The sequence below is a fragment of the Bacillus sp. CGMCC 1.60114 genome, assembly GCF_042676365.1.
GTDB classification, from domain to species: Bacteria; Bacillota; Bacilli; order Bacillales; family Bacillaceae_G; genus Bacillus_A; species Bacillus_A rhizoplanae_A.
Window position 1 is genome coordinate 65,893 of sequence record NZ_JBHTHG010000117.1, and the last position, 22,828, is coordinate 88,720.

Below are 22,828 nucleotides of genomic sequence, written 5' to 3' on the forward strand. Positions count from 1 at the left end.
TCACCTCAATTTATATGTATATTTTTCTAAATTTAAAATAATAATCGCTACCTTCCACCGAAAGAAAATTTCCATTTTAGTAGGCGAGTAAAAACGAAGTAGCTAACAATGCTGGCTATAAAAAAACCGACGTAATAAGCAAGGAACGCATCTCTTCCTCCGAGTAACCTACCACCAAACAAAGCGAAACAAAGAACAGTGCAACCAATAAACCATTTCTGTAATTGTGGAAACAATAGTATTTTTCCGTTTTGTTCGTTTGGAGCACGTGTGTAAAGCAAAGTTCCGATTGGTAAAAAGATAATGATATAAGCAAATGGTGTCAGTAATTTCCACGCAGATGGAACAGGTGTTGTTTTCTTTGGATCGTCTGGTGGTAATGTGGAAATTTCATTTCCTTGCTCATCGAACTTTGCGATAGGATGGTAATTAAAATGAATGTCGAAAGACTCTAACGGTGCAACGATACTTACATGTTGTAAGTATTCATGAGTTTTACGCTCTATTTCTCCTAATGCTTCTACTGAATCTCTCGTATGAGTATATACAAATCCAGATATTAACAATACTAAACCGTATGGTAGAAATAATAGAATTGCAGTTAAGCCACTTTGTGAAAAAATATTCCCGGTAATGGTACCGATAAATAAAGTGAATGTATAGATTGCAATGAGTACAATCGTAGCGTATAAAAAGTAAGTGTGGAATGGAGTAAATATTTGATACTGTTCGTGAAACGATACGTTCTTTATCCTATACATACTTATCCAACAAATGATATTTACTGTAATAATATTCAACACGCCAAATAACCATTTTGTCAAAAAGATATCTTTTCGTTTAAAAAGCATAGAAAAAAGAAAATCAGTTGATTGATTATTTCGTTCCCATCCAATCAAGACGCAAGCAAGTGCAATGAGAATGAGACCTTGGATGAAGACGGTGTCAAATGTATTAAAATAATAGGAATAGTAATATACATAATCATCAAATTTCATTGTTGATTGAGCAAGTTCAGATTGTGCTCCGTTGTAATACTTATAAGGCAGCATATATAAACTACTTAACCAAAACAATAGAATAATATATTTCCCTTGTTTATAAGTTCGCATCCATAACGCTTTATGAAACATGTGACCCCTCCTCAAAAGCTGTAACAAATACGTCCTCAAGCGACATTGACAATTCTTCTAATAAGAGTGGCTGCTCTTTATGAAATTTCTCTAACGTAGCTGCTACATTGCCTTCGATTAAGACGGTATATACTTTTCCTGTTTGGTTTAATACTTTCACATTACATAAATTCATCAGCTTTTGTGGTAGGGAGCGTTCGTAAGCTACTTGAATTTTTGCATAGCGCGATTTTGTATCTTCTAAAGCTGTGATCGCTGCGATTGTATGATCTTTTAAAATGATGACTGTGTCTGCGATTTTTTCCACTTCATCTAGGTGATGCGTAGAAATGAGAATGGTAATTTCTCGCTCTGCTACTTCTTCGATTAAAAACTGAAGAATCTGCCTTTTTGCGATTGGATCTAGTCCATTTGTTGGTTCATCTAAAATAATGTATTCTACGCCAGTAGAAAAAGCTAGGATCATCGCTAGCAATGCTTTCATTCCGCGGGAGTAACTGCGAATTCGTTTCTCTGGTAAGTTAAAGCGCTCTAGTAGCTTATAAAAATAGTCTGCATTGAAATTTTGATAGACTGCTTTATAAAATTTTACGATTTCTTTTACTGTATATCCGCTGAGTACATTTGTAGAGTCTGGAACATATACGACCATTTGTTTTACTTCAGGATGTTTGTGCACGTCAATTTCGTTGTATGTAACGGTTCCTTCATCTGGATTTAAGATTCCAACGAGTGTGCGTAATAATGTTGTTTTTCCAGCTCCGTTTCTTCCAAGTAATCCGACGATGCTTCCTTTTTTTAGAGTAAATGAAATATCTTCTAATATTGTTTGGTTATCAATTGTTTTCTTTACGTTCGTCACCTTCAGCATGAGTATTTCCTCCTAATTCTTTAAAGTATGAATCAATCCAATCATGAATTTTTTCTTTTGAAATACCGAGATAAGAAGCTTCTAGTAATAATTGATGAAATTGTTTTTCCACCATAGCAATTTTCCTTTCATCTTGTGTTGGGGTAATCGATTGGGATACAAATGTTCCTTTGCCGCGCAGCGTTTCAATAATTCCTTGTCGTTCTAATTCTTGATACGCTTTACTCACCGTATTTGGATTAATTACAAGTGAAGAGGCAAGTTCCCGAACGGAAGGGAGTTTATCATTTGGTGCGAGTATCGCTTTTAAAACTAGTTCCTTTACGTTGTGAACAATTTGTTCCCATATCGGAGTGTTGCTTCTTGGATCAAGTTGAATGTGCAAGAGCAATGTCTCCTTCCTGATGAAATTTTAGGTGTACTATTAGATGTAATACACTTAATACAATATATAATACACTTTTGTTTGTCAATTCTATTTCTAGAAAAAGATGGTATAAAAACCCTTCATTTGGAAAAAATAGGTGTGATATAGAATGGAGGGTTAGTCATGAAGCGATTGATTGGAATACTTGTTTGTTTCATGTTAGTGCTTTCCGCTGTTCCAATTGGTTTTGCGCAGTCTGAGAAAAAGGAAGAAGAAACAAAACCAAAGCTAGCGGAACAAGCATCGTCAGCGATTGTTATTGAACAGGATACGGGAAAAGTTTTATTTGAAAAAAGCCCAAATGAAAAGTTGCCACCTGCTAGTATGACAAAAATTATGACCATGCTACTCATTATGGAGCAAATTGAAAAAGGAAAACTAAAATTGCAAGATAAAGTGAGAACGAGTGAACATGCAGCTTCTATGGGCGGATCACAAATTTTCCTTGAGCCTGGTGAAGAAATGACAGTCAATGAAATGCTAAAAGGCATTGCAATTGCATCTGGAAATGATGCATCAGTTGCAGTTGCTGAACATATTGCTGGGTCAGAAGAAGGATTTGTAGACATGATGAATAAAAAAGCAAAAGATTTAGGACTTAAAAATACTCATTTTCAAAATCCAACGGGCCTTCCAGCCAAGAACCATTATTCAACAGCATATGATATGGCAGTTATGGCAAAAGAATTAATGAAATACCCGTTAATTCGTAAATATACAGGTAAATATGAAGATTACTTACGAGAAGATACGGATAAGAAATTTTGGCTTGTAAATACAAACAAGCTTGTTCGTTTCTATCCAGGTGTTGATGGCGTGAAAACAGGCTTTACAACAGAGGCAAAATATTGCTTAACAGCATCTGCAGAGAGAAATGGCATGCGCGTCATTTCTGTTATCATGGGATCCCCAACATCAAAAGAACGGAATGCGGAAGTAACGAAGCTTCTTGATTATGCATTTAGCCAATATATGACGAAAAAAATGTATACAAGAGGAGAAAAAATTCAGACGGTAAAGGTTGGAAAAGGAAAGAAAGAAACTGTCGACTTAGTTGCATCTGACAATGTTTCTCTACTGATGAAAAAGGGAGAAACGATGAAAAATATCAAAAAAGAAGTAGTTGCTGAGGAAAAAGTGAAAGCTCCAATTAAAAAAGGAGATGTCTTAGGCACCCTTGTCATAAAAAAAGATAATCAAGTATTACTCAAACAGACAATTGTTGCGAAAGAAGATGTCGCAGCAGCAAGTTGGTGGGAGTTATTTAAACGAAGTTTTGGGATGTTTTCGACATCGAAATAGCGGCAAATTTGTTGCCGCTTTCTCTTTTGGTGAGTTTATCCCGCTATTCGCGGGCAGTAGACCCCCACTGATGGAAGTTTCACTTTATTGTTAGTTCAATGGTAAGAGATGCTGCTAGAAGGTTCATTTTATGACGAAATAATACTTCTTTTGTCAGGTGGAAGGATTCTACATTTATTTTAGAGAAAAACTTCTTATATGTTTTGCGTGTATGCGCGAATTTTGAATGTAAGGAGGAAATAGAGTGAGTCTTTCCATTCATTTAGAAGTAAAGCGTGATGTCTTATGTGTTCGTTTAGCAGGCGAACTAGATCATCATACCGCCGAAGAGTTGCGAGCGAAAGTCACTGATATGATTGAGACGCATCATGTTCATCATATTATTTTAAACTTAGAGCAATTAGCATTTATGGATAGTTCTGGTCTTGGTGTTGTGTTAGGAAGATATAAACATGTCAAAAGCCTAGGCGGCGAAATGGTTGTATGTGCAATTTCTCCTGCTGTAAAACGCTTGTTTGAGATGTCAGGGCTATTTAAAATTATTCGTTTAGAAGAAAATGAAGCGCATGCGCTCGCGACATTGGGGGTGGCGTAGATGAGAAATGAAATGAACCTTCAATTTTCAGCATTAAGTCAAAATGAATCGTTTGCTCGGGTTACAGTTGCAGCTTTTATTGCGCAGCTTGATCCAACGATGGAAGAGTTAACTGAAGTGAAAACAGTTGTGTCTGAGGCGGTAACGAATGCCATTATTCATGGATATGAAGGACATCCAGATGGCATTGTGTATATTACGGTTATTTTGGAAGATGATATGGTAAAGTTAACGATTCGTGATGAAGGGATTGGAATTTTAGATTTAGATGAAGCAAGGCAACCCCTTTTCACAACAAAACCCGAATTAGAGCGTTCCGGAATGGGATTTACCATTATGGAAAATTTTATGGACGAAGTAGAGGTTATTTCCAATGAATCTTTCGGGACAACGATCCATTTGACGAAGTATCTATCAAAAAGTAACGCTCTATGCAATTAAGGAGAATTGCCTATGGACATAGAGGTCAGAAGTGAAAAAGGAAAAGGACAGTTAAAGGATCAAGAGTTAAAAGAATTAATTCAAAGAAGTCAAGATGGTGATCAAGGAGCGAGAGATTTAATTGTACAAAATAATATGAGACTTGTTTGGTCGGTTGTACAACGGTTTTTAAATCGTGGTTATGAGCCGGAAGACTTGTTTCAAATAGGTTGTATTGGTTTGCTAAAATCTGTCGACAAATTTGATTTATCTTTTGATGTAAAGTTTTCAACATATGCAGTCCCAATGATTATTGGAGAAATTCAACGTTTTTTACGTGATGATGGGACAGTGAAAGTAAGTCGTTCTTTAAAGGAAACTGGAAATAAAATTCGCAAAATGAAAGATGAATTATCAAAAGAGTATGGTCGTGCACCGACAGTTACCGAGATAGCCGAGGCGTTAGAATTAACGCCAGAAGAAGTGGTAATGGCACAAGAAGCAAGCCGGACACCGTCATCTATACATGAAACGGTGTATGAAAATGATGGTGACCCTATTACCATTTTAGATCAAATTGCAGATCGTTCTGAAACGAAGTGGTTTGATAAGATTGCTTTAAAAGAAGCGATTCGTGAATTAGATGAACGTGAACGATTGATTGTATATTTGCGATATTATAAAGACCAAACGCAATCAGAAGTAGCGGAGCGTTTAGGGATTTCTCAAGTACAAGTGTCACGGTTAGAAAAGAAAATATTAAAGCAAATGAAGGACCGAATAGGCGAATAGTCTATTCGGTTTTTTATTTCAAAAAAGTTGTATTAGAAAATTTTCCAATATCCATACTACAACTACGAGGAATAGTTAAGGGGTGATTGGAGTGGAGCAAACGATATATGTAAAGATGAGAAGTCGCTTACAAGTGTCGCCTGCTTATGAGATTAAAGTTGGTGATGTTGCACAAGTAGTTGGAGATTCACATATTGTAGACGAAATAAAAAGCCAGGTTGTATACAAAATTACAAAGAAAGATAAAACGCATGTAGTAATCGATGTGATGAAAGTTATTCAGCGTATTCAACGGTATTCTAGCAGTTTACAAATTAATTTGCTTGGTTCAGCACAAACTATTGTTGAAATCGTATATGAGAAAAAACGAGTAAATCCATTTTTCTTTGGAATGGTTTGGCTATTACTATTTGTGGGAGCTGCCCTTGCAATTATTTATTTTCATGAAGACGTTAGTATGCAACAAGTACATCAACGCTTGTATTACATGATTACAGGAGAAAGTAATAAAAAGCCACTTTTATTTCAAATCCCATATTCGTTAGGACTTGGACTTGGAATGATTCTTTTTTTTAATCATGTTTTTCAAAAGCGCATTAATGAGGAGCCAAGTCCATTAGAAGTTGAAATATTTCAATACCAGCAATCTCTCGATCAATATGTGATGATGAATGAAAACAAAGAAATGATAAAGAAAATCCCAAATGATTGAATATATTGGAGTGATCTTTATTGGATTTGCTGGTGGAATTGCTGTTGGAGGAGGATACGTTGCATTTCTAACTGTATTAGGTATGATTCCAAGGCTCGCTCAGTTAACGAAAAGTGGTCATCGTGCTCAATACTACGAATGGGCTGTTGTGAGCGGTGCATTAAGTGGCGCATGGTGCAGTTTGCGTGATATCACATTGATGGCTTCACCGTATTGGCTTTTACTCCTTGGATTGTTATGCGGCACATTTATTGGAATGCTTGCCGCCGCATTAACAGAAGTGCTAAATGTACTTCCGATATTGGCAAAACGCGTTGGGGTTGATGGGAAAATTGTTATTCTTCTTATCGCACTTGTTCTTGGTAAGGTGGTAGGTTCTTTATTTCATTGGATTTATTTTGTGAAATAGGAGGTATGTCAATGAAAACACGAAAATTGAAAGATGATTATATAAATAACGTAAAAGGCTATCAACCAAAAACTAACTATGTTATGAATTGCATCAAGGCTTTTGTTGTGGGAGGGCTTATTTGTACATTAGGTGAAGCTTTGATGAAGATGTATATACACTATTTCGATTTTACGGAGAAAAATGCAGGAAATCCAGCAATCACAACATTAATATTATTGTCGGCCGTTTTAACGGGGGTAGGTGTATATGATAAACTTGGACAATTTGCAGGGGCAGGGTCAGCAATCCCGGTTACTGGATTTGCAAATTCAATGGTGAGTGCAGCAATGGAACACCGCAGTGAAGGGATTGTTCTTGGGATTGCCACCAATATGTTTAAGATCGCTGGAAGTGTAATTGTATTTGGTGTTGTTGGAGCGTATGTTGTAGGTCTCATTCGGTATACATGGAAGCTGTTTATCCCGCATTAACAGGCAGTAAGACCCCCACCTCAGGATTCAGAGAGAAGCAAAGAAGATAGGTGGGGGATGAAGAACCCCCCCCACTGATGGAAGTTTCACTTTATCTCGCCCTAATAGGCAGGAATCTCCCACATTAAGATTCGGCGAAAACGAAGAGGATAGGTGAGGGGGAATCACTAAGGGAAGTTTCACTTTATGTAAGTAAAGGAGAAGACAGATGAGATTAACTGGGAAACAAACGTGGGTATTTCAAAACGATGTATATGTGAATGCGACAGGAACGGCTGTTGGACCGGAAGAAGCGGAGGGACCGCTTGGAGATAGTTTTGATATTACATATGATGATTTGCATTGCGGAGAAGAGAGTTGGGAGCTAGCTGAAAGACGATTAATGAGAGATTCAATTCAACAAGTATTACGAAAAGAAACGCTGCAAGCATCTGATATCGATTTTTTTTTAGCTGGAGATTTATTAAATCAAACGGTTACAGCAAATTATGTTGCTAGAGAACTTTCGATTCCATTTCTAGGAATGTTTGGAGCATGTTCAACTTCTATGGAGACGCTGGCTGTTGGCGCTGCATTTATTGATGGTGGATTTGCAAATCGCGTATTAGCAACAGTTAGTAGTCATAATGCTACTGCTGAAAGGCAATTTCGTTATCCAACAGAGTATGGAGGACAAAAACCAACTACAGCGACGTTTACTGTTACAGGAGCTGGTACAGCTTTAATTAGTCGTGAAAGAAGTTCAATTAAAGTAACAGCAGCAACCATTGGAAAAGTTCAAGATTTAGGCATAACAGATCCGTTTGATATGGGATCTGCTATGGCGCCTGCTGCAGCTCATACAATTCAACAGCATTTTGAAGATTTAAAAAGAAGTGCTGCAGATTATGACTTAATTGTGACGGGTGATTTATCTGCAGTTGGAACACCAATTACGCGGCAACTTTTGTTAGATGAAGGCTATGACATAGGTAATGTCTATAATGATTGCGGTTTAATGATTTACAGAGATGACCAGCAAGTATTTGCAGGGGGGAGTGGCTGTGCCTGCTCTGCAGTTGTGACATATGGACATTTAATGAAAGAAATGAGAAAGGGGAATTTACAACGGATTTTTGTTGTAGCAACTGGTGCCTTGTTAAATCCGATTATGATTCAACAAAAAGAAACGATTCCAACGATTGCACACGGTATCGTATTTGAAAGAATAAAAGGGGTGTAATAGGTGGAATTTATATATGCGTTTGTAGTTGGAGGTGCGATTTGTGTCATCGGACAACTACTGTTAGATTTTACAAAATTAACACCTGCACATGTTATGGCAACCTTCGTAGTAGCTGGCGCTATTTTAGATGGATTTGGAATTTACGATAAATTGATTCAGTTTGCAGGAGCAGGAGCAACTGTTCCTATTACAAGTTTTGGTCACTCTTTATTGCATGGTGCGATGGAAGCTGCAGAAAAGCATGGTTATCTTGGGATTGGAATGGGAATGTTTAAGTTAACATCTGTTGGAATTTCAGCATCAATTTTATTTGCATTTTTAACAGCACTTATTTTTAAACCGAAAGGATAAACAAGATGAGAAGACGGGTTATTTTGGTGACAGACGGAGATGAATATGCACAGCGAACAATCGAGTTACTGACAAAGGAGTTTGGGGGACGATGTATTTCGGCATCACAAAGTAATCCAACGAAATTAACAGGGAGAAAGATTGTTGAGCTTATCATGCAAACACCACATGACCCAGTTTTTGTTATGTTTGATGATAGTGGATATATTGGAGAAGGTTCAGGGGAAAAAGCGCTAAAATATGTAGCAACGAATAAACAAATTGATGTGCTTGGCGTGCTAGCTGTCGCTTCTAATACGCATCATTGGGAATGGGCTCGCGTTGATGTAAGCATTGATCGAGAAGGACGGTTAACTGAATATGGTGTTGATAAGTTTGGGTTAGCGGATGTTGAAATAGGAAGGATTAACGGTGATACCGTTTACTGTTTAGATGAACTACATGTTCCGATTATTGTTGGAATTGGGGATATTGGAAAAATGTACGGAAATGATGACTGGAAGCGTGGGTCACCAATTACAAAAAAAGCAATTCAAGTAATTTTAGAAAGGAGTGGGTTTTATGACCAACCAAAAAAAGATTAGTATACCAATTTCTTCATTTTTAAGCGATAATGAAAATTATTTAAAGCAAACAGTTGGACTTGGTGTTACGTTTGATGTGGGGATTCGTAAATTTCATATTTTAGATAAAGAAATTGGTGTTTTTTATGTGAACGGTTTGTGTGATACGAACTTCATTATACACATTTTGGACGAAGTTGTTGATACGAATGAAATACAAAGGTATGAAGACAATACCGTAAAGCTGTTAGAAAATCGTCTTATTCATCAGCAAGTAAGTAAAATAAAGACGATGGAAGATGTTATATTTCAAGTTTTGTCAGGTTTAATCGTTATTTTTGTTGAGGGAGAAACAGAAGCATTTGTAATAGATGTTCGTAGTTATCCGGGACGAACTCCGACAGAGCCGGATACAGAGAAAGTTGTTAGAGGGGCCCGTGATGGATTTGTTGAAAATATTATTGTGAATACAGGTCTTATTCGGCGGCGTATTCGTGATCCTCGCTTGCGGCATGAGATGATACGGGTAGGTGACCGATCAAAAACTGATACTTGTATCGCATATATACAGGATATTGCGAATCCAGACTTAGTGAAAATAATAAAGCAAGAGTTAGAAAGTATTGAAATCGATGGTATAACAATGGCTGATAAAACCATTGAGGAGTTTCTTGTTAAACAAGGATATAATCCTTTTCCACTTATTCGATATACAGAAAGACCAGACGTCGCTGCGAATCATTTGCTAGAAGGACATGTTTTGCTATTGACAGATACTTCTCCTAGCGTAATTATTACACCAACAACATATTTTCATCATGTACAGCATGCTGAGGAGTTTCGGCAAAATCCAGCTGTCGGAACGTTTTTACGTTGGACTCGATTTATTGGAATATTGTTTTCACTGTTTTTATTACCACTTTGGCTTGCGTTTGTACTTGATCCTACTTTATTGCCAGAAAAACTTGCGTTTATTGGACCGAATAAAACGACAAATTTACCAATTTTCTTGCAAATTATTTTAGCAGAAGTAGGATTGGAATTTTTGCGACTGGCATCTATCCATACACCAACACCATTGTCATCAGCAGCCGGGTTAATTTCAGCTATATTAATTGGTCAAATAGCAATTGATGTCGGTCTATTTGTACCAGAAGTTATTCTATATACTGCCATTTCTATGATTGGATTATTTGCAACGCCAAGTTATGAATTAGGATTAGGGAATAAAATTGCTAAATTATTCCTCATCGTATGTATAGCTATATTTCGAGATACAGGATTTGTTATTGGAATGACAGTGTTAATTTTATTTTTAGCATCGATTAAAAGTTTGCAAACACCGTACCTTTGGCCATTTCTTCCATTTGATTTGGGAGCATTCATGAAAATTTTCATTCGGCCGTCTATTCCTAGTTTGAAAATGCGTCCAAGTATAGTTCATCCACAAAATATAAGACGACAAAAATGAGCAGAAGGAAACTTCTGCTCATTTTTATTATAAATTTATATGTTTTTAACAAAAACATAACATTTCTTTTGTACACTAGAAGTACATATGTTGTATGGAAGGGGAGATTACATGATTAAGTTATTTGTGAGCGATCTAGATGATACACTCGTTTATAATGTAAATCGTATTCATCAAGATGATGAAAAAGCATTATGCTGGCTAGCAGAGAAGGGAACGGATATTTGTTTTGCTTCTGGCCGTTTTACTCATCGTATTCATGATGCTGTGAAGCAATTCGCTTTCCCTTATTATACAACAGGGTTAAATGGTGCGGTCTTATTAACGAAAGAAGGAGAAATGCTCCACGAATCGACTTTTAATGGTGAAATTGCCCGGGAAATATATAAATATATACATGAAAAAGAGATGGCGGATATTGTATGTGCGAAGGAGCATCGATATACGAAAAAGAAAAATGAGCATCATCGTATGTTTGAAGAATCTATTCAAGTGAAAATCGCAGAAGTGGAGACATTAGATGAAGAGTTTGGACAAACTATTCATCCCTCAAAATTATTTGTATATGGAGAAGAAGCAAAAGTTACAATGTTAGATGAAGAGCTGCGAAACAAGTTTCGAGGCAAAGCAGAAGTAGTGATTTCGGGAAAGAGATATGTGGATATTATGCCAGTTGGAATTAGTAAAGGAAGTACACTGCAACTTTTAATGGAACACTTACAAGTAGAAGCACATGAAGTAGCGTGCATTGGGGATTCCTTTAATGATGTTTCAATGTTTTCTGTGACGCCGCATTCTTTTACGTTGCATCATGCTCATCCATTTGTGAAAGAAAAAGCGAATCATGTTGTTCGTTCTGTAGAAGAAGCAATTATGAAACTTCCGTTGTTAGCATGAAAAAAGCTCGTCAATGACGAGCTTTTTTAGTTAAATAGTGATTTAATAAAGTCAATAAAGCTAGAGAATACACCTTTTAGTTTGTCTAAAAAGCCCTGACCTTGTTCAGAACCTAAAAACGCAGAAACATGGTCTTTCGCTTTATTTAATTGGTTACTAACTTGATTCCAATCAATATTTAAGTTTTTCATTTTATCAAAGAGTGTTACTAAATTATTGAGTTGTTCATCAGTTAATGTAATTCCAAGTTGATCTGCAACCTTTTTAATTAGTGAACGTAAATCTTCTGTTGTTTTTGGCTGCTCTTTTGCTATTTCTTGTTTAACGTTTGCAACAAGTTGTACAGCTTTATCATTCCCGATTTGGTCACCAAGTTTTGCAGTTTGAACCATTTCTTCGTTTGCCACTTTTTTTACTTCGTCTGGAATTTCTTTTTTCGATGTTGTTTCGTAAGCTTTCATTAAACCTGTTAAAGCTGCAGTTCCTGATACTTTAAATGGTGCTGTAATGTGTATATTCGCATCTTTTACACCTGCTGTAATTAATGCGTTAGTATACATTGCATCTGTTACCCAATTAATATTATGTGCTTGTACAACAAGACCAGATCCTTTTTTAGTATACGTAATCATAGAAGAAGAAATTGCTTTTGTGCCGATTTGTGCGTTTGGTACAATCCCATCTAAATATTTATGTTCTTCCGTATTTGATACCGTAATAATTTGCGCATCTTTTGGCGCTTTCATTTCTTCAAGAAGTTGTTGTTTTTGCTGTTCTGTTAAATTTTCTCCTAATGTAACAATAGATTCTCCCTCAATCACGTCTGCATATGAAGCTGTTGGAATTAAAAAGACCATGACAGCTAATAGCAGTGCTAATAGTTTCGTTTTCACGAAAAATCGCTCCCTTTCTCTTTCTGGAATTTTCGGGCAACAAAGTAATTATAGTATATTTTTTGTATTTGTCATCCGTCTTCAGATTGATTTGTTAAAGAAATAGCAGGATTGTCGGATTTTATAAAGGTTTTCGCAATAATATTTTTGTTTATTACAGTGATTGTGGTAATATAAGGCTGAGATTGTTGAAAGGAGCTTATTATACATGAAAACTTTAGGATACATATTAATGGAAAATGGTGAAAAAATCGAATTAGAATTTTTCCCAGAAGAGGCACCAAAAACAGTAGATAACTTTAGAAAATTAGCAAATGAAGGTTTTTACAATGGGGTTACTTTCCACAGAGTAATTCCCGGTTTTGTAAGCCAAGGTGGCGATCCAACAGGAACAGGAGCAGGCGGTCCTGGATACTCCATTCCTTGTGAAACAGATGGCAACCCTCATAAACACGGTGTAGGCGCACTTTCTATGGCACATGCAGGAAGAAATACTGGAGGAAGCCAGTTCTTTCTTGTACATGAACCACAACCGCATTTAGATGGTGTTCACACTGTATTCGGAAAAGTAACAAGCGGTATTGAGACAGTATTAAATATGCGTCAAGGCGATGTTATGAAAGAAGTTAAAGTTTGGGAAGAGTAAAATGTGAAAAGAGAGCAAAACGCTCTCTTTTTTTATAAAAAAAGAATTTATAAGTAAAGAGCAGTAAAAGATACACATAGGAGAATTTATGTCTCTTTTATTCCGCTATTTGAGGGCAGTAAGATACCTACTTCAAGATTGAGTGAGAATCGAAGAAGATAGGTGGAAGATGACTGCTGACATGCACCCAATTGGATGGGCTTTCCGTCAGTGGGGAATAAAAGCACTGATGGAAGTTTCCCTTTATGTGCCATTTAAGCTAGGTACAAGCAATATTCTGCTACTAGCATAATATAAACAAAATATCTACATTTGACTTCCTCTTTCCCTCTTTGTATTATTATAAAGTTGTTTTTGAGGGCAAACCTTCTCAGTTAATTAGAAATATTGTAAAATAGACATGATGTAAGATTTAAATTGCTGGTTGAGGGGATATATGATTTGTAACTTTTGTAAGAAGGGATAAATTTCATGTTAATTCGTTTTAAAAAAAGTTATGAAAAAATTGCAATGGGACTGCTTTCTTTTATGCCAATGGAAAAAGATATAAAGCGATTACAAGCAACGATGAAGGATTATGAAAAAAATGATAATTGGCAGCTCTATTTATGGAAAGAGGACGATGCTATTGTTGGGATTATTGGTACGATAAAACAAAATGAAGGTGTATTAGAAATACAGCATATTAGTGTGAACCCTTCGCATCGTCAAGTGGGAATTGGAACAAAAATGGTACAAGAATTACAAACAATGCTGCCGAATGTTACGATATGTGGCAATGAACAAACTTCTAGATTTTGTGAGAAATGCAAAGAAGTTGAACATAATGTGCATTAATAAAGTGAAACTTCCATCAGTGGTGGGGGGGGTTTACTGCTCGTTAATGCGGGATAAAGTAAACCTTCCCTTAGTTGAGGGAAGGTTATTGTCCAAAAGTAGCGGGATAAAAGCAGAGATAATGTTATCTCTGCTTTCTTTTTTGTAATTGTATATTTCTCTCGGCAATCACATCTTCACGATTGCGGCGAGAATGTTTGTGAATAATATCCTCACTTGGAGTGGAAGAAGTCTCTTTCCAAGAAAGTCCTTTGTCTTTACATAATTGTATGCATATATTTTCTAGATTCGGATTAGAAAAAGGAAGAAATAGTGTTGCATAAGGCTTATGATTTTGAATGATATGCAGTCGTTCCTCAAGAAGCAATAATAGTTTTGGATAGTCTAAATCTAACGCCTTAATGTGCTGTTTTTCATTTTGTAAAATGAATAGTGCACTCTTGATCATTCGCTCAGCGCCATTCCAATTACAACGTCTATGATGATATAAAGCGACAGCAATTTGAATGAGACCTACCCAATGTTGCTCACGCTCTCCGCGTGGTTTTGTTTTCCAATGTTCTTCTAAAATTTCGTGACATTCAAAGTAGTCGTAATCACTATGAAAATGAATTAAAAACTGTATGTATGCTTCATGATACATGTTTTTCACCCCTATTTTAAGCAGTGTATATATATAGTGTATCATAAATATAAAGCGACTAGAGATTGTTCTAGTCGCTTTATGTCAGTTAGCAGAAGCAAGCTGCACCGACAATAATTAATAAAATAAACAACACAACCAGTAGAGCGAATCCGCCGTGGAAACCTCCAATATGTCCTCCCATAGTTTGTAACCTCCTACAATGTACTCATTACACTGTTATCATATGAACACGGTGGGCATTGTGGCATAGGTATACGTCTATTTTTGATTAAATTTCTGAAAAAGGTTGGATAGTGTATGAGGATGCTCTATACTTATGGAGTGACAGAAAAAATGTGGTGGGATGATTTGTGCAATATAATTTTAAAGTTGAGGCATTTGAGGGCCCTTTAGATTTGTTATTACATCTAATTAATCGTTATGAAATTGATATATATAACATTCCTGTAGCGGTCATTACAGAACAATATTTATCATATATCCATGCGATGAAAGAATTGCAGCTTGATGTTGCAAGTGAATATTTAGTTATGGCCGCGACGCTATTACAAATTAAAAGTAAAATGTTACTTCCAAAGCATGAAGAGGATGAACAGGATAGCAGTGAAGAATTTATAGAAGATCCTCGGCAAGAGTTAATGGAACGTCTGATTGAGTACAAGAAATATAAGCAAGTCGCTACCCAATTAAAAGAAAAAGAGCAAGAACGAGCACAGTTATATACACGTCCTCCTCTTGATTTTATGATGTTTCAAAAAGAGGATGATGAAAAGCTGCCGATTGATGTTACGCTATACGATATGCTGGCAGCATTTCAAAAACTAATGCGTCGAAAGAAAATACAACGTCCGGTAACAGCTACAGTTGCTCGGCAAGAGATCCCAATTGAACAACGAATGGGTGCTGTTTTAAAACAATTAGAAATGGCAGGAGGTCGTCAAAGTTTTTATGATTTATTTGCAGATGATGACCGGGAAATGGTTGTTGTTACATTTTTAGCGATTTTAGAGCTTATGAAGCATCAGCAAATTCTCATTGAGCAAGAGCATAATTTTGATGAAATTTTCTTATTGAAACCATAGTTGTACAGTTTGACCGAACCCAATATATTGCTGTTCGGTCTTTATGACGTATACGGATACAAGGAATGTGAGAAAGGAGCTTTTATCGTTGGATAGACAAGAACAAAAGGCAGTTATAGAAGGACTGCTGTTTGTAGCAGGAGATGAAGGGATTTATCCGGAACAAATTGCAAAAGTGTTAGAGATAGACGAGGGAGCTGTAATAAAGCTTGTAGAAGAACTGCAGACGGAATATGAGCAGTTGCATCGAGGCTTGCAAATTGTTCAATTTGCAAAGGTGTATCGTTTTACAACGAAGAAAGAACACGCCTCGTATTATCAAAAATTGATGGATGCACCAACAGCTGCATCTTTATCGCAAGCGGCATTAGAAACATTAGCAATTGTTGCCTATCGCCAGCCAATTACAAGAACAGAAATCGAAGAGATTCGCGGTGTAAAAACAGATCGCGCTTTGCAAACGCTTGTTTCTCATTTGTTAATTAAAGAAATAGGGCGGGTAGAAGGACCGGGACGTCCCATTTTATACGGTACAACAAAAGAATTTTTAGATACATTTGCATTACAAACATTAGATGAATTACCTGCTTTGTCAGAAGAAGGTGAAGGAATGAATGAAGCGGATCTATTCTTTGGCTCTTTACAAGGAATTTCGAAATAAAAGCTTGGCATTTTGCCAAGCTTTTTTGTATATGAAATGAAAGCTGCGTCATACTAAATAGAAAAAGGAGAAGGTGTATGAAAGATGTGCGTATTGCTCTTTTTCTATTTTCAATTGTATTATGTGTAACTTTAAATAGTGCATCTCCTATACGTCAGCATACTTCTATACATACGGTTTCTTCCTTTTCAAGTCAGCGTACGCATTTAGGTAAGATGACTGTAAATTTTTTAAGAGTTGGGCAAGGAGATGCAACAATTATTTCTTTACCGAACGGGAAAACAATTTTAATTGATGGTGGACCGTATGAAGCGGGAGAGCCTATTATTGATACATTAATTAAAAAAGGGATTAAACGTTTAGATGTTGTCATTGGTACACATCCTGACATGGATCATATCGGGGGATTAATTCCAATTATTGAGCAAATGCCGGTTTCACTTGTGTTAGATAGTGGAAAACAATATAGTTCATTTACATATCACACGTACATAAGGAGTATTAAAAAAAGAGGAGTGCCATTTCTACGAGTAAAAGAAGGGCAATACATCCCTCTAGACCCTCATATTTCTATTCAAGTGTTAAATGATGGGAAAGCAAAACGAGAAAATAATGAATCGTCTATTGTATTGAAATTTCGTTATGGTAAGACTGATTTTTTATTTATGGGAGATGCAGATACAAATACAGAAGAAGAAATGATAAAACGATATGATATGCATGCAGATGTATTAAAAGTTGGTCATCACGGCTCGTATACATCAACAAGTGAAAAGTTTATAAGGGCTGTCGCGCCGCAGTTTGCTGTTATTTCATATGATAAAAAGAATCCATATGGTCATCCACATCGAAGTGTGATGAAACGGTTATATCAGCACGGCGTCAAAGTATATACTACGATAAAACAGAATGTTGAAATTGAGACAGATGGTGAGCATATTGTTATTCAACATCAGTTACCTTTACCGTTGTTAAAATAGTGTATGTATAAGCTAATTTCAGCAGCGAGATATATAAGCTGCTGAAATTACAAATATAGTTAATTACGTTTATATACAGTAGCGTTCCAAAGCTTTTCTTGATATCCGTTTAATAAAATATCTAAGTCGTGCATAATACGATGTATTTCTACAAGTGTAGTTGCTTTTTTTTCTTTACGGGCTTGTTTCGTGTAAGAAACAATATTTTGAAAGTCTTTTTGTAAATCCCCTTCAACTGACGATGTGTATTGTAAAAATTGTTCTTCGATTTTCTTTAAATCAGCATCATGCTCAGCCCAGAGAGAAGACGAGGGAGTCCAGTTTTTATATTGATCATAACAAACCAACTTGTTTAGCAATTCATGATTTTCATGAATTGATTTGTAAATAGCTGCAGTTTGTGCATCTTTTGGAGGTTCTGGAGGCGATGAGACTTGTTTAGATATATTCATTTTTGTCATAATATAATATGTTCCACAGCCAATAAGAACTACTGTTATAAGGGCAATGAATGAAATAATTGTTGACTTCTTCATGAAATTGTTAATCTCCCCTTTTGAATAAAATGAATATTATATATTATAATTAGAGAAGAAAAGTGAATTACCTTTTTCTTTTATCAAAAATTCGTTTGTAATGTATAGACAACTACTCATGTGTATATTATGATGGAAATAGGCAAATAGGTAATAATACAAGTAGTATTACATGGGAAAGGATCGATGGAAATGAAAACGCAAGTTGTCATCAATGCCAAAATTTATACAGGTTATGAAGTTCTAGAAAACGGTTTTATTCGTTACACAGATCAAATTCAAGAATTGGGATTGATGGCTCAGTATGTACCACAAGAAAATGAAGAGATTCATGATATAAAAGGGAATATTATCATTCCAGGAATGATTGATATTCATATTCACGGTGGATACGATATTGATGCAATGGATGCAAATAGCAATGGATTGGTAACTCTTGGGAAACAGATGTTGCAAGAAGGAGTTACAACTTTCTTCCCAACAACAATGACACAGTCTCCTGAAGCAATTGAAGCAGCACTAAGTGCTGCAAAAGAAGCAAAGGAAAAGGGTGCGCATTTTGAATATATTCATTTAGAAGGACCGTATGTTTCCAAAAAGCGTGCAGGTGCACAGCCGCTTGAATACATTGTTCCTGCAAATATTAAACAATTTAAACAATGGCAAGAAACAAGCGGAAATTTAATTAAATTGGTAACTTATGCTCCAGAAGAAGAAGGTGCGCGTGAATTTGAACAATATCTCGCAGAAACTGGTGTTATCGGTACAATTGGACATACAGATGCAACTGATGAGCAATTAACAGGTAGAAACATTAAACATGCAACACACCTTTATAATCAAATGCGTGGTTTGCATCATCGTGAGCCCGGTGTAGTTGGTCATGTGTTATTAAACCCAGATGTAATGGTTGAAGTGATTACAGATGGTATTCATATTCATCCGGACATGGTGAAATTGGCATATAAATTAAAAGGTCCTAAAAAAGTAAGTGTTATTACTGACGCAATGCGTGCAAAGGGTCTAGAAGATGGATTATATGAACTTGGCGGACAGCCTGTACATGTAAAAGATGGTAGTGCTCGATTAGAAGATGGAACATTAGCTGGTAGTATTTTAAAAATGGACCAAGCGTTCCGAAATGTAATTGAATTTACAGGATGTTCAATTGAGGATGCTGTACTCATGACATCAGTTAACCAAGCGGAAGAATTTGGATTAAATAGCAAAGGTGCATTAGCAGTAGGTAAAGATGCAGATTTTGTTGTCATGACAAAAGATTTACATGTATATGATACAGTTCGATTAGGAATCCATATGAAAGTAGGGAAGTAAATAAATGAATATCCTTGTTGTAAAAACTCTAGAAGAATTAGCAGAAGCAGGCTATAAAATAATTGAAGAAATTGTAAAATCAAAAAAAAATCCAGTGCTAGGAATGGCTACAGGAAGTTCCCCATTAGGGATTTATGCATTAATGAGAAAAAATAAACTTGATACAAGCCGTGTAACCACTGTAAACTTAGATGAGTACGTAAATTTACCACACGAAGACAAAAACAGCTATCATTACTTTATGCAAGAACAGTTGTTTGATCATCTTCCATTTAAAAAAACTTATGTACCAAATGGAATGGCAGACGATTTACAAGAGGAATGTAAACGTTATGAAAGCATTATTGATGCCAATCCAGTTGATTTGCAAATTCTTGGAATCGGTGAAAACGGTCACATCGGATTTAATGAGCCGGGAACACCACTTGATTCTGCAACTCACATTGTTGAGTTAACAGAATCTACTCGTCAAGCCAACCGTCGTTTCTTCGAAAAAGAAGAAGATGTGCCAACTCATGCCATTACAATGGGAATTGGTAGCATTATGAAAGCGAAACAAGTTTTACTTATTGTTTCTGGCTTGAAAAAAGCAGAAGCGATTAAGGAAATGCTACAAGGGAACGTAAACGAAGGTTGTCCGGCTACAGTTTTACAACGTCATCCAAATGTAACCGTAATCGCAGATCAAGAAGCTCTATCTTTATGCAGTGAGGCGATTGCTGATGAACATCGACAAGTATTCACCATTTCCGATCTATTATCAGATTCAAGAATGGGTGAAACAACTAATTGAAGACGGTGAATGGAAGCCGGGAGATAAAATTCCATCTGAAAATGAATTATGTGATAAGTTTGAAGTAAGTCGAATGACAATCAGACAGGCAATTAATAACTTAGTTGAACAAGGATATTTATATCGAAAGCGTGGAATTGGAACTTTTGTACAGCTTCCGAAAGTGGAACAAAAGCTACAAGGCATGACTGGATTTACAGAGGATATGCTCTCTCGTGGAATGAAACCTAGTAGTGAGTTATTAAGCTTTCGCCTTGTTCCGGCTACTGCTAAAGTAGCAGACAGACTTAGAATTCAAGAGGGAGAATCAGTTTATGAAGTGAGACGTATCCGCTTAGCTGATGAAGAACCAATTGCGTTTGAGACAACGTATTTGTCACCATCTCTTGTAAAAGATATTAACGAAGAAATTTTGCAGCAATCATTGTATGAGCATTTAGAAAAAAAACTAGGTTTTAAGCTAGTTCGTGCTACGCAATCTATTGAAGCATCTATTGCAACGGATGCAGAGGCTGAGCATCTTCATATTCCAAAGAAAGCACCTGTGCTTGTAATGAGACAATGGTCGTATGCAGAAGGTGAGTTGCCGCTGGAATATGTAAAATGTATTTACAGAGGAGATCGTTATAAGTTTATTACAAATATTTCACGCAATAAGTAAAACCAAATGTTTTATCTAGTGGAATATAATGAAACTTCCATCAGTGGAGGGCATCCTTCACTAATGGTTATTTGATCCAATCGGGCTTTTACTGCTCGCGAGTAGCGGGATAAAAATACGACCCATCCTTATAGGGAATGAGTCGTATTTTTATGTTCTTCATTATAATGAAGAACATATTCAATTGCATCTTTAACGGAAGAAACGGTATGAGTTGCATGTTGCCTAACTTCATCATCTGCACTCGCCATTGCAAAGCTATGAGGTGTTAAAGCAAACATTGGAATATCATTGTAGGAATCACCAATACAAGCTATTTCTTTAGGCTGAATGTTAAACTCCTCTAATAAGACAGAAATCGCAGAGCCCTTACTAATGTTAGGTGGCATAACATCTAAACACTGTTCGGCAGAAATAAAGGTGCTTACTTTTCCTTTGAAATTTCCCTCAATTTGTTTTTGAAGAATAACTAAATCTTCTTTGGTGCCCCCAACTGAAATTTTATTTGGAAAAATTGTTTTATCGATTTTTTCGAGCAAATTTGGTTCTGCAATGGAAGTCATTTTTACTTGTTTTTCAAGCTCATGAATAAACGGTGTTTTCTCCTCGATATAATAGTTATATTCATCACTTACATAACGAAAGAAAGGTTCTTTATTTGTTATAGACAACAGCTCTGGTAAAATAGTAGAATCAAATGTTGCTGATAACAATTGTTTGTTTTCGTGTGTATATACAAATACACCATTTACACTAATACGATGAAAATTCATGTCAACTTTATTCATTAACTCGGCAATTTCATTATCAAGTCTTCCGGAAGCGAAACAAAGGATTACATTTTGGTCAGCAAGGCAACGCAGTGCATCTATATCTTGTTCATCAATTACACCTCCGTGTTGCATCATTGTGCCATCAATATCGCTTATGAACATTTTAATCATGGTGTTGCTCCTTTCTACTAGACGTATATCTTTACATTATACGCATCTCATACAATCATGTCTAAAAAACGACATTTTCAAAATGGTAGATGTTTTACATTGACGAAAAATAAGATTGTTCTGTAACATGAAAGCAGACGTTTTTACACGCAAGGGTGGTGTTGAATGAATAATTGTCTCGAAATTAAAAAAGTTTTAAATAATAATGTTATTATTGCTGCTCATCCAGAACATGAAGAAGTAGTTGTCATTGGAAAAGGAATTGGGTTTGGCAAAAAAGCAAAAGAAATGTTACAAGTAGAACAGATTGAAAAAATGTTTGTACTTACAAATGAACGTGATCGTGAACAATATAAACTTCTTGTTCCGCATGTGAGCGAGAAGCTAATTGAATTAATGAATGATATTATGTTTTATATCCAAGATCGAGTAGATACACCGTTAAATGAGCATATTCATATTGCTTTAACGGATCATATTGCTTTTGCAATTAAGCGATTAAAGCAAGGATTTACAGTAGACAATCCATTTTTGGTGGAAACAAAAGTACTGTATCCAAATGAATATAAAATTGCAGAGGAAGTTGTAGAATTAATTAATTCTCGCTTAAATATTCATCTTCCAGAAGGGGAGATTGGATTTATTGCATTGCATATTTATAGCTCTATTACAAACTCTGAAGTGTCTTCTATTAATCAAAATTCTAGATTGATTGCTCATCTCGTCTCTTTAATTGAAGAAAATTTACAGATCGTGTTAGACAAAGAGAGCATTCATTATTTACGTCTTGTTCGGCATTTGCAATACGCGATTGAACGTGTGAAAAATGGTGAACAAGTGGAAGAATCACAAAATTTTGCAGACCTTTTAAAAGCTGAATTTCCAGAGTGCTATAATTTAGCATGGAAACTTGTCAAAGTAATGCAAAAGCAGTTGCAATTGCCTGTGTATGAAGCTGAAACGATTTATTTAACAATGCATTTACAGCGTTTAGTGAAGATAGAACAAACGTAGAAATTGTTTAGTTTTGTCGAAAATGTAAACGTTAAAAAAGTTGTTGAATCGCTTACATGACTTATGTATAATAAACTTACAGAAAGTTATTATTTTCGACAAATGTTGCGTATCGATAAACGGAAACGTTTGCGTGAACTGAATATCGCACTTATTTCA

At 35.9% G+C, this 22,828-nt stretch carries 30 protein-coding genes; 22 read left to right on the plus strand and 8 right to left on the minus strand.

All coding sequences use genetic code 11. From position 1 onward, the window contains the following. Positions 1–47: 47 nt before the first annotated feature. Genes ACFQZ1_RS18865 through ACFQZ1_RS18875 form a run of 3 tightly spaced genes read right to left on the minus strand, consistent with a single transcriptional unit; the run spans position 48 to position 2,389 of the window. Entirely contained in the window at positions 48–1,133 is a 1,086-nt protein-coding gene (locus tag ACFQZ1_RS18865) for an ABC transporter permease subunit (protein WP_377883732.1), read from the minus strand. Further along, positions 1,123–2,004: an ABC transporter ATP-binding protein gene (locus tag ACFQZ1_RS18870; RefSeq protein WP_377883733.1), complete on the minus strand. Its 882-nt coding sequence runs from the start codon at positions 2,002–2,004 to the stop codon at positions 1,123–1,125. Before ACFQZ1_RS18870 ends, ACFQZ1_RS18865 begins: the two co-directional genes overlap by 11 nt. Further along, the gene (locus ACFQZ1_RS18875) at positions 1,970–2,389 is read right to left on the minus strand and encodes a GntR family transcriptional regulator (RefSeq protein ID WP_377883734.1); all 420 of its coding nucleotides are present in this window, start codon (positions 2,387–2,389) and stop codon (positions 1,970–1,972) included. The genes ACFQZ1_RS18870 and ACFQZ1_RS18875 overlap by 35 nt, the downstream gene beginning before the upstream one ends. A gap of 165 nt (positions 2,390–2,554) precedes the next feature. Between ACFQZ1_RS18875 and ACFQZ1_RS18880 the strand changes: the two genes are divergently transcribed. From ACFQZ1_RS18880 to ACFQZ1_RS18935, 12 genes are all read left to right on the plus strand, one after another. Next, on the plus strand, positions 2,555–3,733 hold the full coding sequence (locus tag ACFQZ1_RS18880) for a D-alanyl-D-alanine carboxypeptidase family protein (RefSeq protein WP_377883735.1): 1,179 nt from the start codon (positions 2,555–2,557) through the stop codon (positions 3,731–3,733). 244 nt (positions 3,734–3,977) lie between these two features. Further along, positions 3,978–4,328 (plus strand): anti-sigma F factor antagonist, encoded by a 351-nt coding sequence (spoIIAA, locus tag ACFQZ1_RS18885; RefSeq protein ID WP_098914605.1) that lies wholly within the window; start codon positions 3,978–3,980, stop codon positions 4,326–4,328. Continuing rightward, the gene (gene spoIIAB, locus ACFQZ1_RS18890; RefSeq protein WP_377883736.1) at positions 4,329–4,769 is read left to right on the plus strand and encodes an anti-sigma F factor; all 441 of its coding nucleotides are present in this window, start codon (positions 4,329–4,331) and stop codon (positions 4,767–4,769) included. Positions 4,770–4,781: 12 nt separating this feature from the next. Continuing rightward, positions 4,782–5,540, plus strand: a complete 759-nt coding sequence (sigF, locus tag ACFQZ1_RS18895) for an RNA polymerase sporulation sigma factor SigF (protein WP_377883737.1) — start codon at positions 4,782–4,784, stop codon at positions 5,538–5,540. 91 nt (positions 5,541–5,631) lie between these two features. Continuing rightward, the gene (locus tag ACFQZ1_RS18900; protein WP_377883738.1) at positions 5,632–6,252 is read left to right on the plus strand and encodes a stage V sporulation protein AA; all 621 of its coding nucleotides are present in this window, start codon (positions 5,632–5,634) and stop codon (positions 6,250–6,252) included. After that, the gene (locus ACFQZ1_RS18905; protein WP_377883739.1) at positions 6,245–6,661 is read left to right on the plus strand and encodes a stage V sporulation protein AB; all 417 of its coding nucleotides are present in this window, start codon (positions 6,245–6,247) and stop codon (positions 6,659–6,661) included. Before ACFQZ1_RS18900 ends, ACFQZ1_RS18905 begins: the two co-directional genes overlap by 8 nt. Positions 6,662–6,672: 11 nt before the next feature. Continuing rightward, a complete protein-coding gene (spoVAC, locus tag ACFQZ1_RS18910) occupies positions 6,673–7,134 on the plus strand; it encodes a stage V sporulation protein AC (protein WP_377883740.1) in 462 nt (153 codons plus the stop codon). Between the two features lie 208 nt (positions 7,135–7,342). Then, positions 7,343–8,356 carry a stage V sporulation protein AD gene (gene spoVAD, locus ACFQZ1_RS18915; RefSeq protein WP_377883741.1) on the plus strand — a complete coding sequence of 338 codons (1,014 nt, stop codon included), beginning with the start codon at positions 7,343–7,345 and terminating at the stop codon, positions 8,354–8,356. A gap of 3 nt (positions 8,357–8,359) precedes the next feature. Then, entirely contained in the window at positions 8,360–8,710 is a 351-nt protein-coding gene (spoVAE, locus tag ACFQZ1_RS18920) for a stage V sporulation protein AE (RefSeq protein ID WP_377883742.1), read from the plus strand. A gap of 5 nt (positions 8,711–8,715) precedes the next feature. Then, positions 8,716–9,294: a stage V sporulation protein SpoVABEA gene (gene spoVAEA, locus ACFQZ1_RS18925; RefSeq protein WP_377883743.1), complete on the plus strand. Its 579-nt coding sequence runs from the start codon at positions 8,716–8,718 to the stop codon at positions 9,292–9,294. Beyond that, on the plus strand, positions 9,272–10,744 hold the full coding sequence (locus tag ACFQZ1_RS18930) for a spore germination protein (RefSeq protein WP_377883744.1): 1,473 nt from the start codon (positions 9,272–9,274) through the stop codon (positions 10,742–10,744). The genes spoVAEA and ACFQZ1_RS18930 overlap by 23 nt, the downstream gene beginning before the upstream one ends. A gap of 90 nt (positions 10,745–10,834) precedes the next feature. Then, complete coding sequence (locus ACFQZ1_RS18935; protein ID WP_377884148.1) at positions 10,835–11,641, plus strand: Cof-type HAD-IIB family hydrolase; 807 nt, start codon at positions 10,835–10,837, stop codon at positions 11,639–11,641. 26 nt (positions 11,642–11,667) lie between these two features. Here ACFQZ1_RS18935 and ACFQZ1_RS18940 read toward each other — a convergent pair whose 3' ends face one another. Then, the gene (locus ACFQZ1_RS18940) at positions 11,668–12,534 is read right to left on the minus strand and encodes a DUF1002 domain-containing protein (protein ID WP_377883745.1); all 867 of its coding nucleotides are present in this window, start codon (positions 12,532–12,534) and stop codon (positions 11,668–11,670) included. Between the two features lie 208 nt (positions 12,535–12,742). On the opposite strand from ACFQZ1_RS18940, the gene ACFQZ1_RS18945 reads away from it, so the two are divergent. The 3 genes from ACFQZ1_RS18945 to ACFQZ1_RS18955 all read left to right on the plus strand — a co-directional run bounded on the left by ACFQZ1_RS18945 (position 12,743) and on the right by ACFQZ1_RS18955 (position 14,017). Continuing rightward, on the plus strand, positions 12,743–13,180 hold the full coding sequence (locus ACFQZ1_RS18945; RefSeq protein ID WP_377883746.1) for a peptidylprolyl isomerase: 438 nt from the start codon (positions 12,743–12,745) through the stop codon (positions 13,178–13,180). A gap of 169 nt (positions 13,181–13,349) precedes the next feature. Beyond that, a complete protein-coding gene (locus ACFQZ1_RS18950; RefSeq protein WP_377883747.1) occupies positions 13,350–13,472 on the plus strand; it encodes a hypothetical protein in 123 nt (40 codons plus the stop codon). Positions 13,473–13,651: 179 nt separating this feature from the next. After that, positions 13,652–14,017: a GNAT family N-acetyltransferase gene (locus ACFQZ1_RS18955; protein WP_377883748.1), complete on the plus strand. Its 366-nt coding sequence runs from the start codon at positions 13,652–13,654 to the stop codon at positions 14,015–14,017. A gap of 124 nt (positions 14,018–14,141) precedes the next feature. Here the strand turns inward: ACFQZ1_RS18955 and ACFQZ1_RS18960 are convergent, their stop codons facing one another. Together ACFQZ1_RS18960 and ACFQZ1_RS18965 are read right to left on the minus strand one after the other, a co-directional pair. Beyond that, complete coding sequence (locus ACFQZ1_RS18960) at positions 14,142–14,660, minus strand: DUF309 domain-containing protein (protein ID WP_377883749.1); 519 nt, start codon at positions 14,658–14,660, stop codon at positions 14,142–14,144. A gap of 88 nt (positions 14,661–14,748) precedes the next feature. Beyond that, positions 14,749–14,844, minus strand: coding sequence for a YjcZ family sporulation protein (locus tag ACFQZ1_RS18965; RefSeq protein ID WP_336481478.1), 96 nt, complete (start codon positions 14,842–14,844; stop codon positions 14,749–14,751). 169 nt (positions 14,845–15,013) lie between these two features. Here ACFQZ1_RS18965 and ACFQZ1_RS18970 point away from each other — a divergent pair, with 169 nt between their 5' ends. From ACFQZ1_RS18970 to ACFQZ1_RS18980, 3 genes are all read left to right on the plus strand, one after another. Then, positions 15,014–15,745, plus strand: a complete 732-nt coding sequence (locus ACFQZ1_RS18970; RefSeq protein ID WP_377883750.1) for a segregation/condensation protein A — start codon at positions 15,014–15,016, stop codon at positions 15,743–15,745. Positions 15,746–15,833: 88 nt separating this feature from the next. Then, a complete protein-coding gene (gene scpB / locus ACFQZ1_RS18975; RefSeq protein WP_377883751.1) occupies positions 15,834–16,406 on the plus strand; it encodes an SMC-Scp complex subunit ScpB in 573 nt (190 codons plus the stop codon). 77 nt (positions 16,407–16,483) lie between these two features. Further along, positions 16,484–17,386 carry a ComEC/Rec2 family competence protein gene (locus ACFQZ1_RS18980; RefSeq protein ID WP_377883752.1) on the plus strand — a complete coding sequence of 301 codons (903 nt, stop codon included), beginning with the start codon at positions 16,484–16,486 and terminating at the stop codon, positions 17,384–17,386. Between the two features lie 59 nt (positions 17,387–17,445). Here ACFQZ1_RS18980 and ACFQZ1_RS18985 read toward each other — a convergent pair whose 3' ends face one another. Beyond that, positions 17,446–17,922 carry a hypothetical protein gene (locus ACFQZ1_RS18985; protein WP_377883753.1) on the minus strand — a complete coding sequence of 159 codons (477 nt, stop codon included), beginning with the start codon at positions 17,920–17,922 and terminating at the stop codon, positions 17,446–17,448. 192 nt (positions 17,923–18,114) lie between these two features. Between ACFQZ1_RS18985 and nagA the strand changes: the two genes are divergently transcribed. Genes nagA through phnF form a run of 3 tightly spaced genes read left to right on the plus strand, consistent with a single transcriptional unit; the run spans position 18,115 to position 20,711 of the window. Beyond that, positions 18,115–19,257 carry an N-acetylglucosamine-6-phosphate deacetylase gene (gene nagA / locus ACFQZ1_RS18990; RefSeq protein ID WP_377884149.1) on the plus strand — a complete coding sequence of 381 codons (1,143 nt, stop codon included), beginning with the start codon at positions 18,115–18,117 and terminating at the stop codon, positions 19,255–19,257. Positions 19,258–19,261: 4 nt separating this feature from the next. After that, positions 19,262–20,050, plus strand: a complete 789-nt coding sequence (locus ACFQZ1_RS18995) for a glucosamine-6-phosphate deaminase (protein ID WP_377883754.1) — start codon at positions 19,262–19,264, stop codon at positions 20,048–20,050. Further along, positions 19,980–20,711 (plus strand): phosphonate metabolism transcriptional regulator PhnF, encoded by a 732-nt coding sequence (gene phnF, locus ACFQZ1_RS19000; protein ID WP_377883755.1) that lies wholly within the window; start codon positions 19,980–19,982, stop codon positions 20,709–20,711. The genes ACFQZ1_RS18995 and phnF overlap by 71 nt, the downstream gene beginning before the upstream one ends. A 128-nt stretch (positions 20,712–20,839) precedes the next feature. Here the strand turns inward: phnF and ACFQZ1_RS19005 are convergent, their stop codons facing one another. Beyond that, positions 20,840–21,655: an HAD family hydrolase gene (locus tag ACFQZ1_RS19005; protein WP_377883756.1), complete on the minus strand. Its 816-nt coding sequence runs from the start codon at positions 21,653–21,655 to the stop codon at positions 20,840–20,842. A gap of 165 nt (positions 21,656–21,820) precedes the next feature. Between ACFQZ1_RS19005 and glcT the strand changes: the two genes are divergently transcribed. Beyond that, positions 21,821–22,669: a glucose PTS transporter transcription antiterminator GlcT gene (gene glcT, locus ACFQZ1_RS19010; protein WP_377883757.1), complete on the plus strand. Its 849-nt coding sequence runs from the start codon at positions 21,821–21,823 to the stop codon at positions 22,667–22,669. Positions 22,670–22,828 lie beyond the last annotated feature (159 nt).

What these genes read in the sequence shown, in the direction of transcription:
- ACFQZ1_RS18865 (WP_377883732.1), bottom strand. Translation starts at nt 1,133, where the DNA reads ATGTTTCATAAAGCGTTATGGATGCGAACTTATAAACAAGGGAAATAT.
- ACFQZ1_RS18870 (WP_377883733.1), bottom strand. Translation starts at nt 2,004, where the DNA reads ATGCTGAAGGTGACGAACGTAAAGAAAACAATTGATAACCAAACAATA.
- ACFQZ1_RS18880 (WP_377883735.1), top strand. Translation starts at nt 2,555, where the DNA reads ATGAAGCGATTGATTGGAATACTTGTTTGTTTCATGTTAGTGCTTTCC.
- spoIIAB (WP_377883736.1), top strand. Translation starts at nt 4,329, where the DNA reads ATGAGAAATGAAATGAACCTTCAATTTTCAGCATTAAGTCAAAATGAA.
- sigF (WP_377883737.1), top strand. Translation starts at nt 4,782, where the DNA reads ATGGACATAGAGGTCAGAAGTGAAAAAGGAAAAGGACAGTTAAAGGAT.
- ACFQZ1_RS18905 (WP_377883739.1), top strand. Translation starts at nt 6,245, where the DNA reads ATGATTGAATATATTGGAGTGATCTTTATTGGATTTGCTGGTGGAATT.
- spoVAC (WP_377883740.1), top strand. Translation starts at nt 6,673, where the DNA reads ATGAAAACACGAAAATTGAAAGATGATTATATAAATAACGTAAAAGGC.
- spoVAD (WP_377883741.1), top strand. Translation starts at nt 7,343, where the DNA reads ATGAGATTAACTGGGAAACAAACGTGGGTATTTCAAAACGATGTATAT.
- spoVAEA (WP_377883743.1), top strand. Translation starts at nt 8,716, where the DNA reads ATGAGAAGACGGGTTATTTTGGTGACAGACGGAGATGAATATGCACAG.
- ACFQZ1_RS18930 (WP_377883744.1), top strand. Translation starts at nt 9,272, where the DNA reads ATGACCAACCAAAAAAAGATTAGTATACCAATTTCTTCATTTTTAAGC.
- ACFQZ1_RS18945 (WP_377883746.1), top strand. Translation starts at nt 12,743, where the DNA reads ATGAAAACTTTAGGATACATATTAATGGAAAATGGTGAAAAAATCGAA.
- ACFQZ1_RS18950 (WP_377883747.1), top strand. Translation starts at nt 13,350, where the DNA reads ATGACTGCTGACATGCACCCAATTGGATGGGCTTTCCGTCAGTGGGGA.
- ACFQZ1_RS18955 (WP_377883748.1), top strand. Translation starts at nt 13,652, where the DNA reads ATGTTAATTCGTTTTAAAAAAAGTTATGAAAAAATTGCAATGGGACTG.
- ACFQZ1_RS18960 (WP_377883749.1), bottom strand. Translation starts at nt 14,660, where the DNA reads ATGTATCATGAAGCATACATACAGTTTTTAATTCATTTTCATAGTGAT.
- ACFQZ1_RS18965 (WP_336481478.1), bottom strand. Translation starts at nt 14,844, where the DNA reads ATGGGAGGACATATTGGAGGTTTCCACGGCGGATTCGCTCTACTGGTT.
- ACFQZ1_RS18980 (WP_377883752.1), top strand. Translation starts at nt 16,484, where the DNA reads ATGAAAGATGTGCGTATTGCTCTTTTTCTATTTTCAATTGTATTATGT.
- ACFQZ1_RS18985 (WP_377883753.1), bottom strand. Translation starts at nt 17,922, where the DNA reads ATGAAGAAGTCAACAATTATTTCATTCATTGCCCTTATAACAGTAGTT.
- nagA (WP_377884149.1), top strand. Translation starts at nt 18,115, where the DNA reads ATGAAAACGCAAGTTGTCATCAATGCCAAAATTTATACAGGTTATGAA.
- ACFQZ1_RS18995 (WP_377883754.1), top strand. Translation starts at nt 19,262, where the DNA reads ATGAATATCCTTGTTGTAAAAACTCTAGAAGAATTAGCAGAAGCAGGC.
- phnF (WP_377883755.1), top strand. Translation starts at nt 19,980, where the DNA reads ATGAACATCGACAAGTATTCACCATTTCCGATCTATTATCAGATTCAA.
- ACFQZ1_RS19005 (WP_377883756.1), bottom strand. Translation starts at nt 21,655, where the DNA reads ATGATTAAAATGTTCATAAGCGATATTGATGGCACAATGATGCAACAC.
- glcT (WP_377883757.1), top strand. Translation starts at nt 21,821, where the DNA reads ATGAATAATTGTCTCGAAATTAAAAAAGTTTTAAATAATAATGTTATT.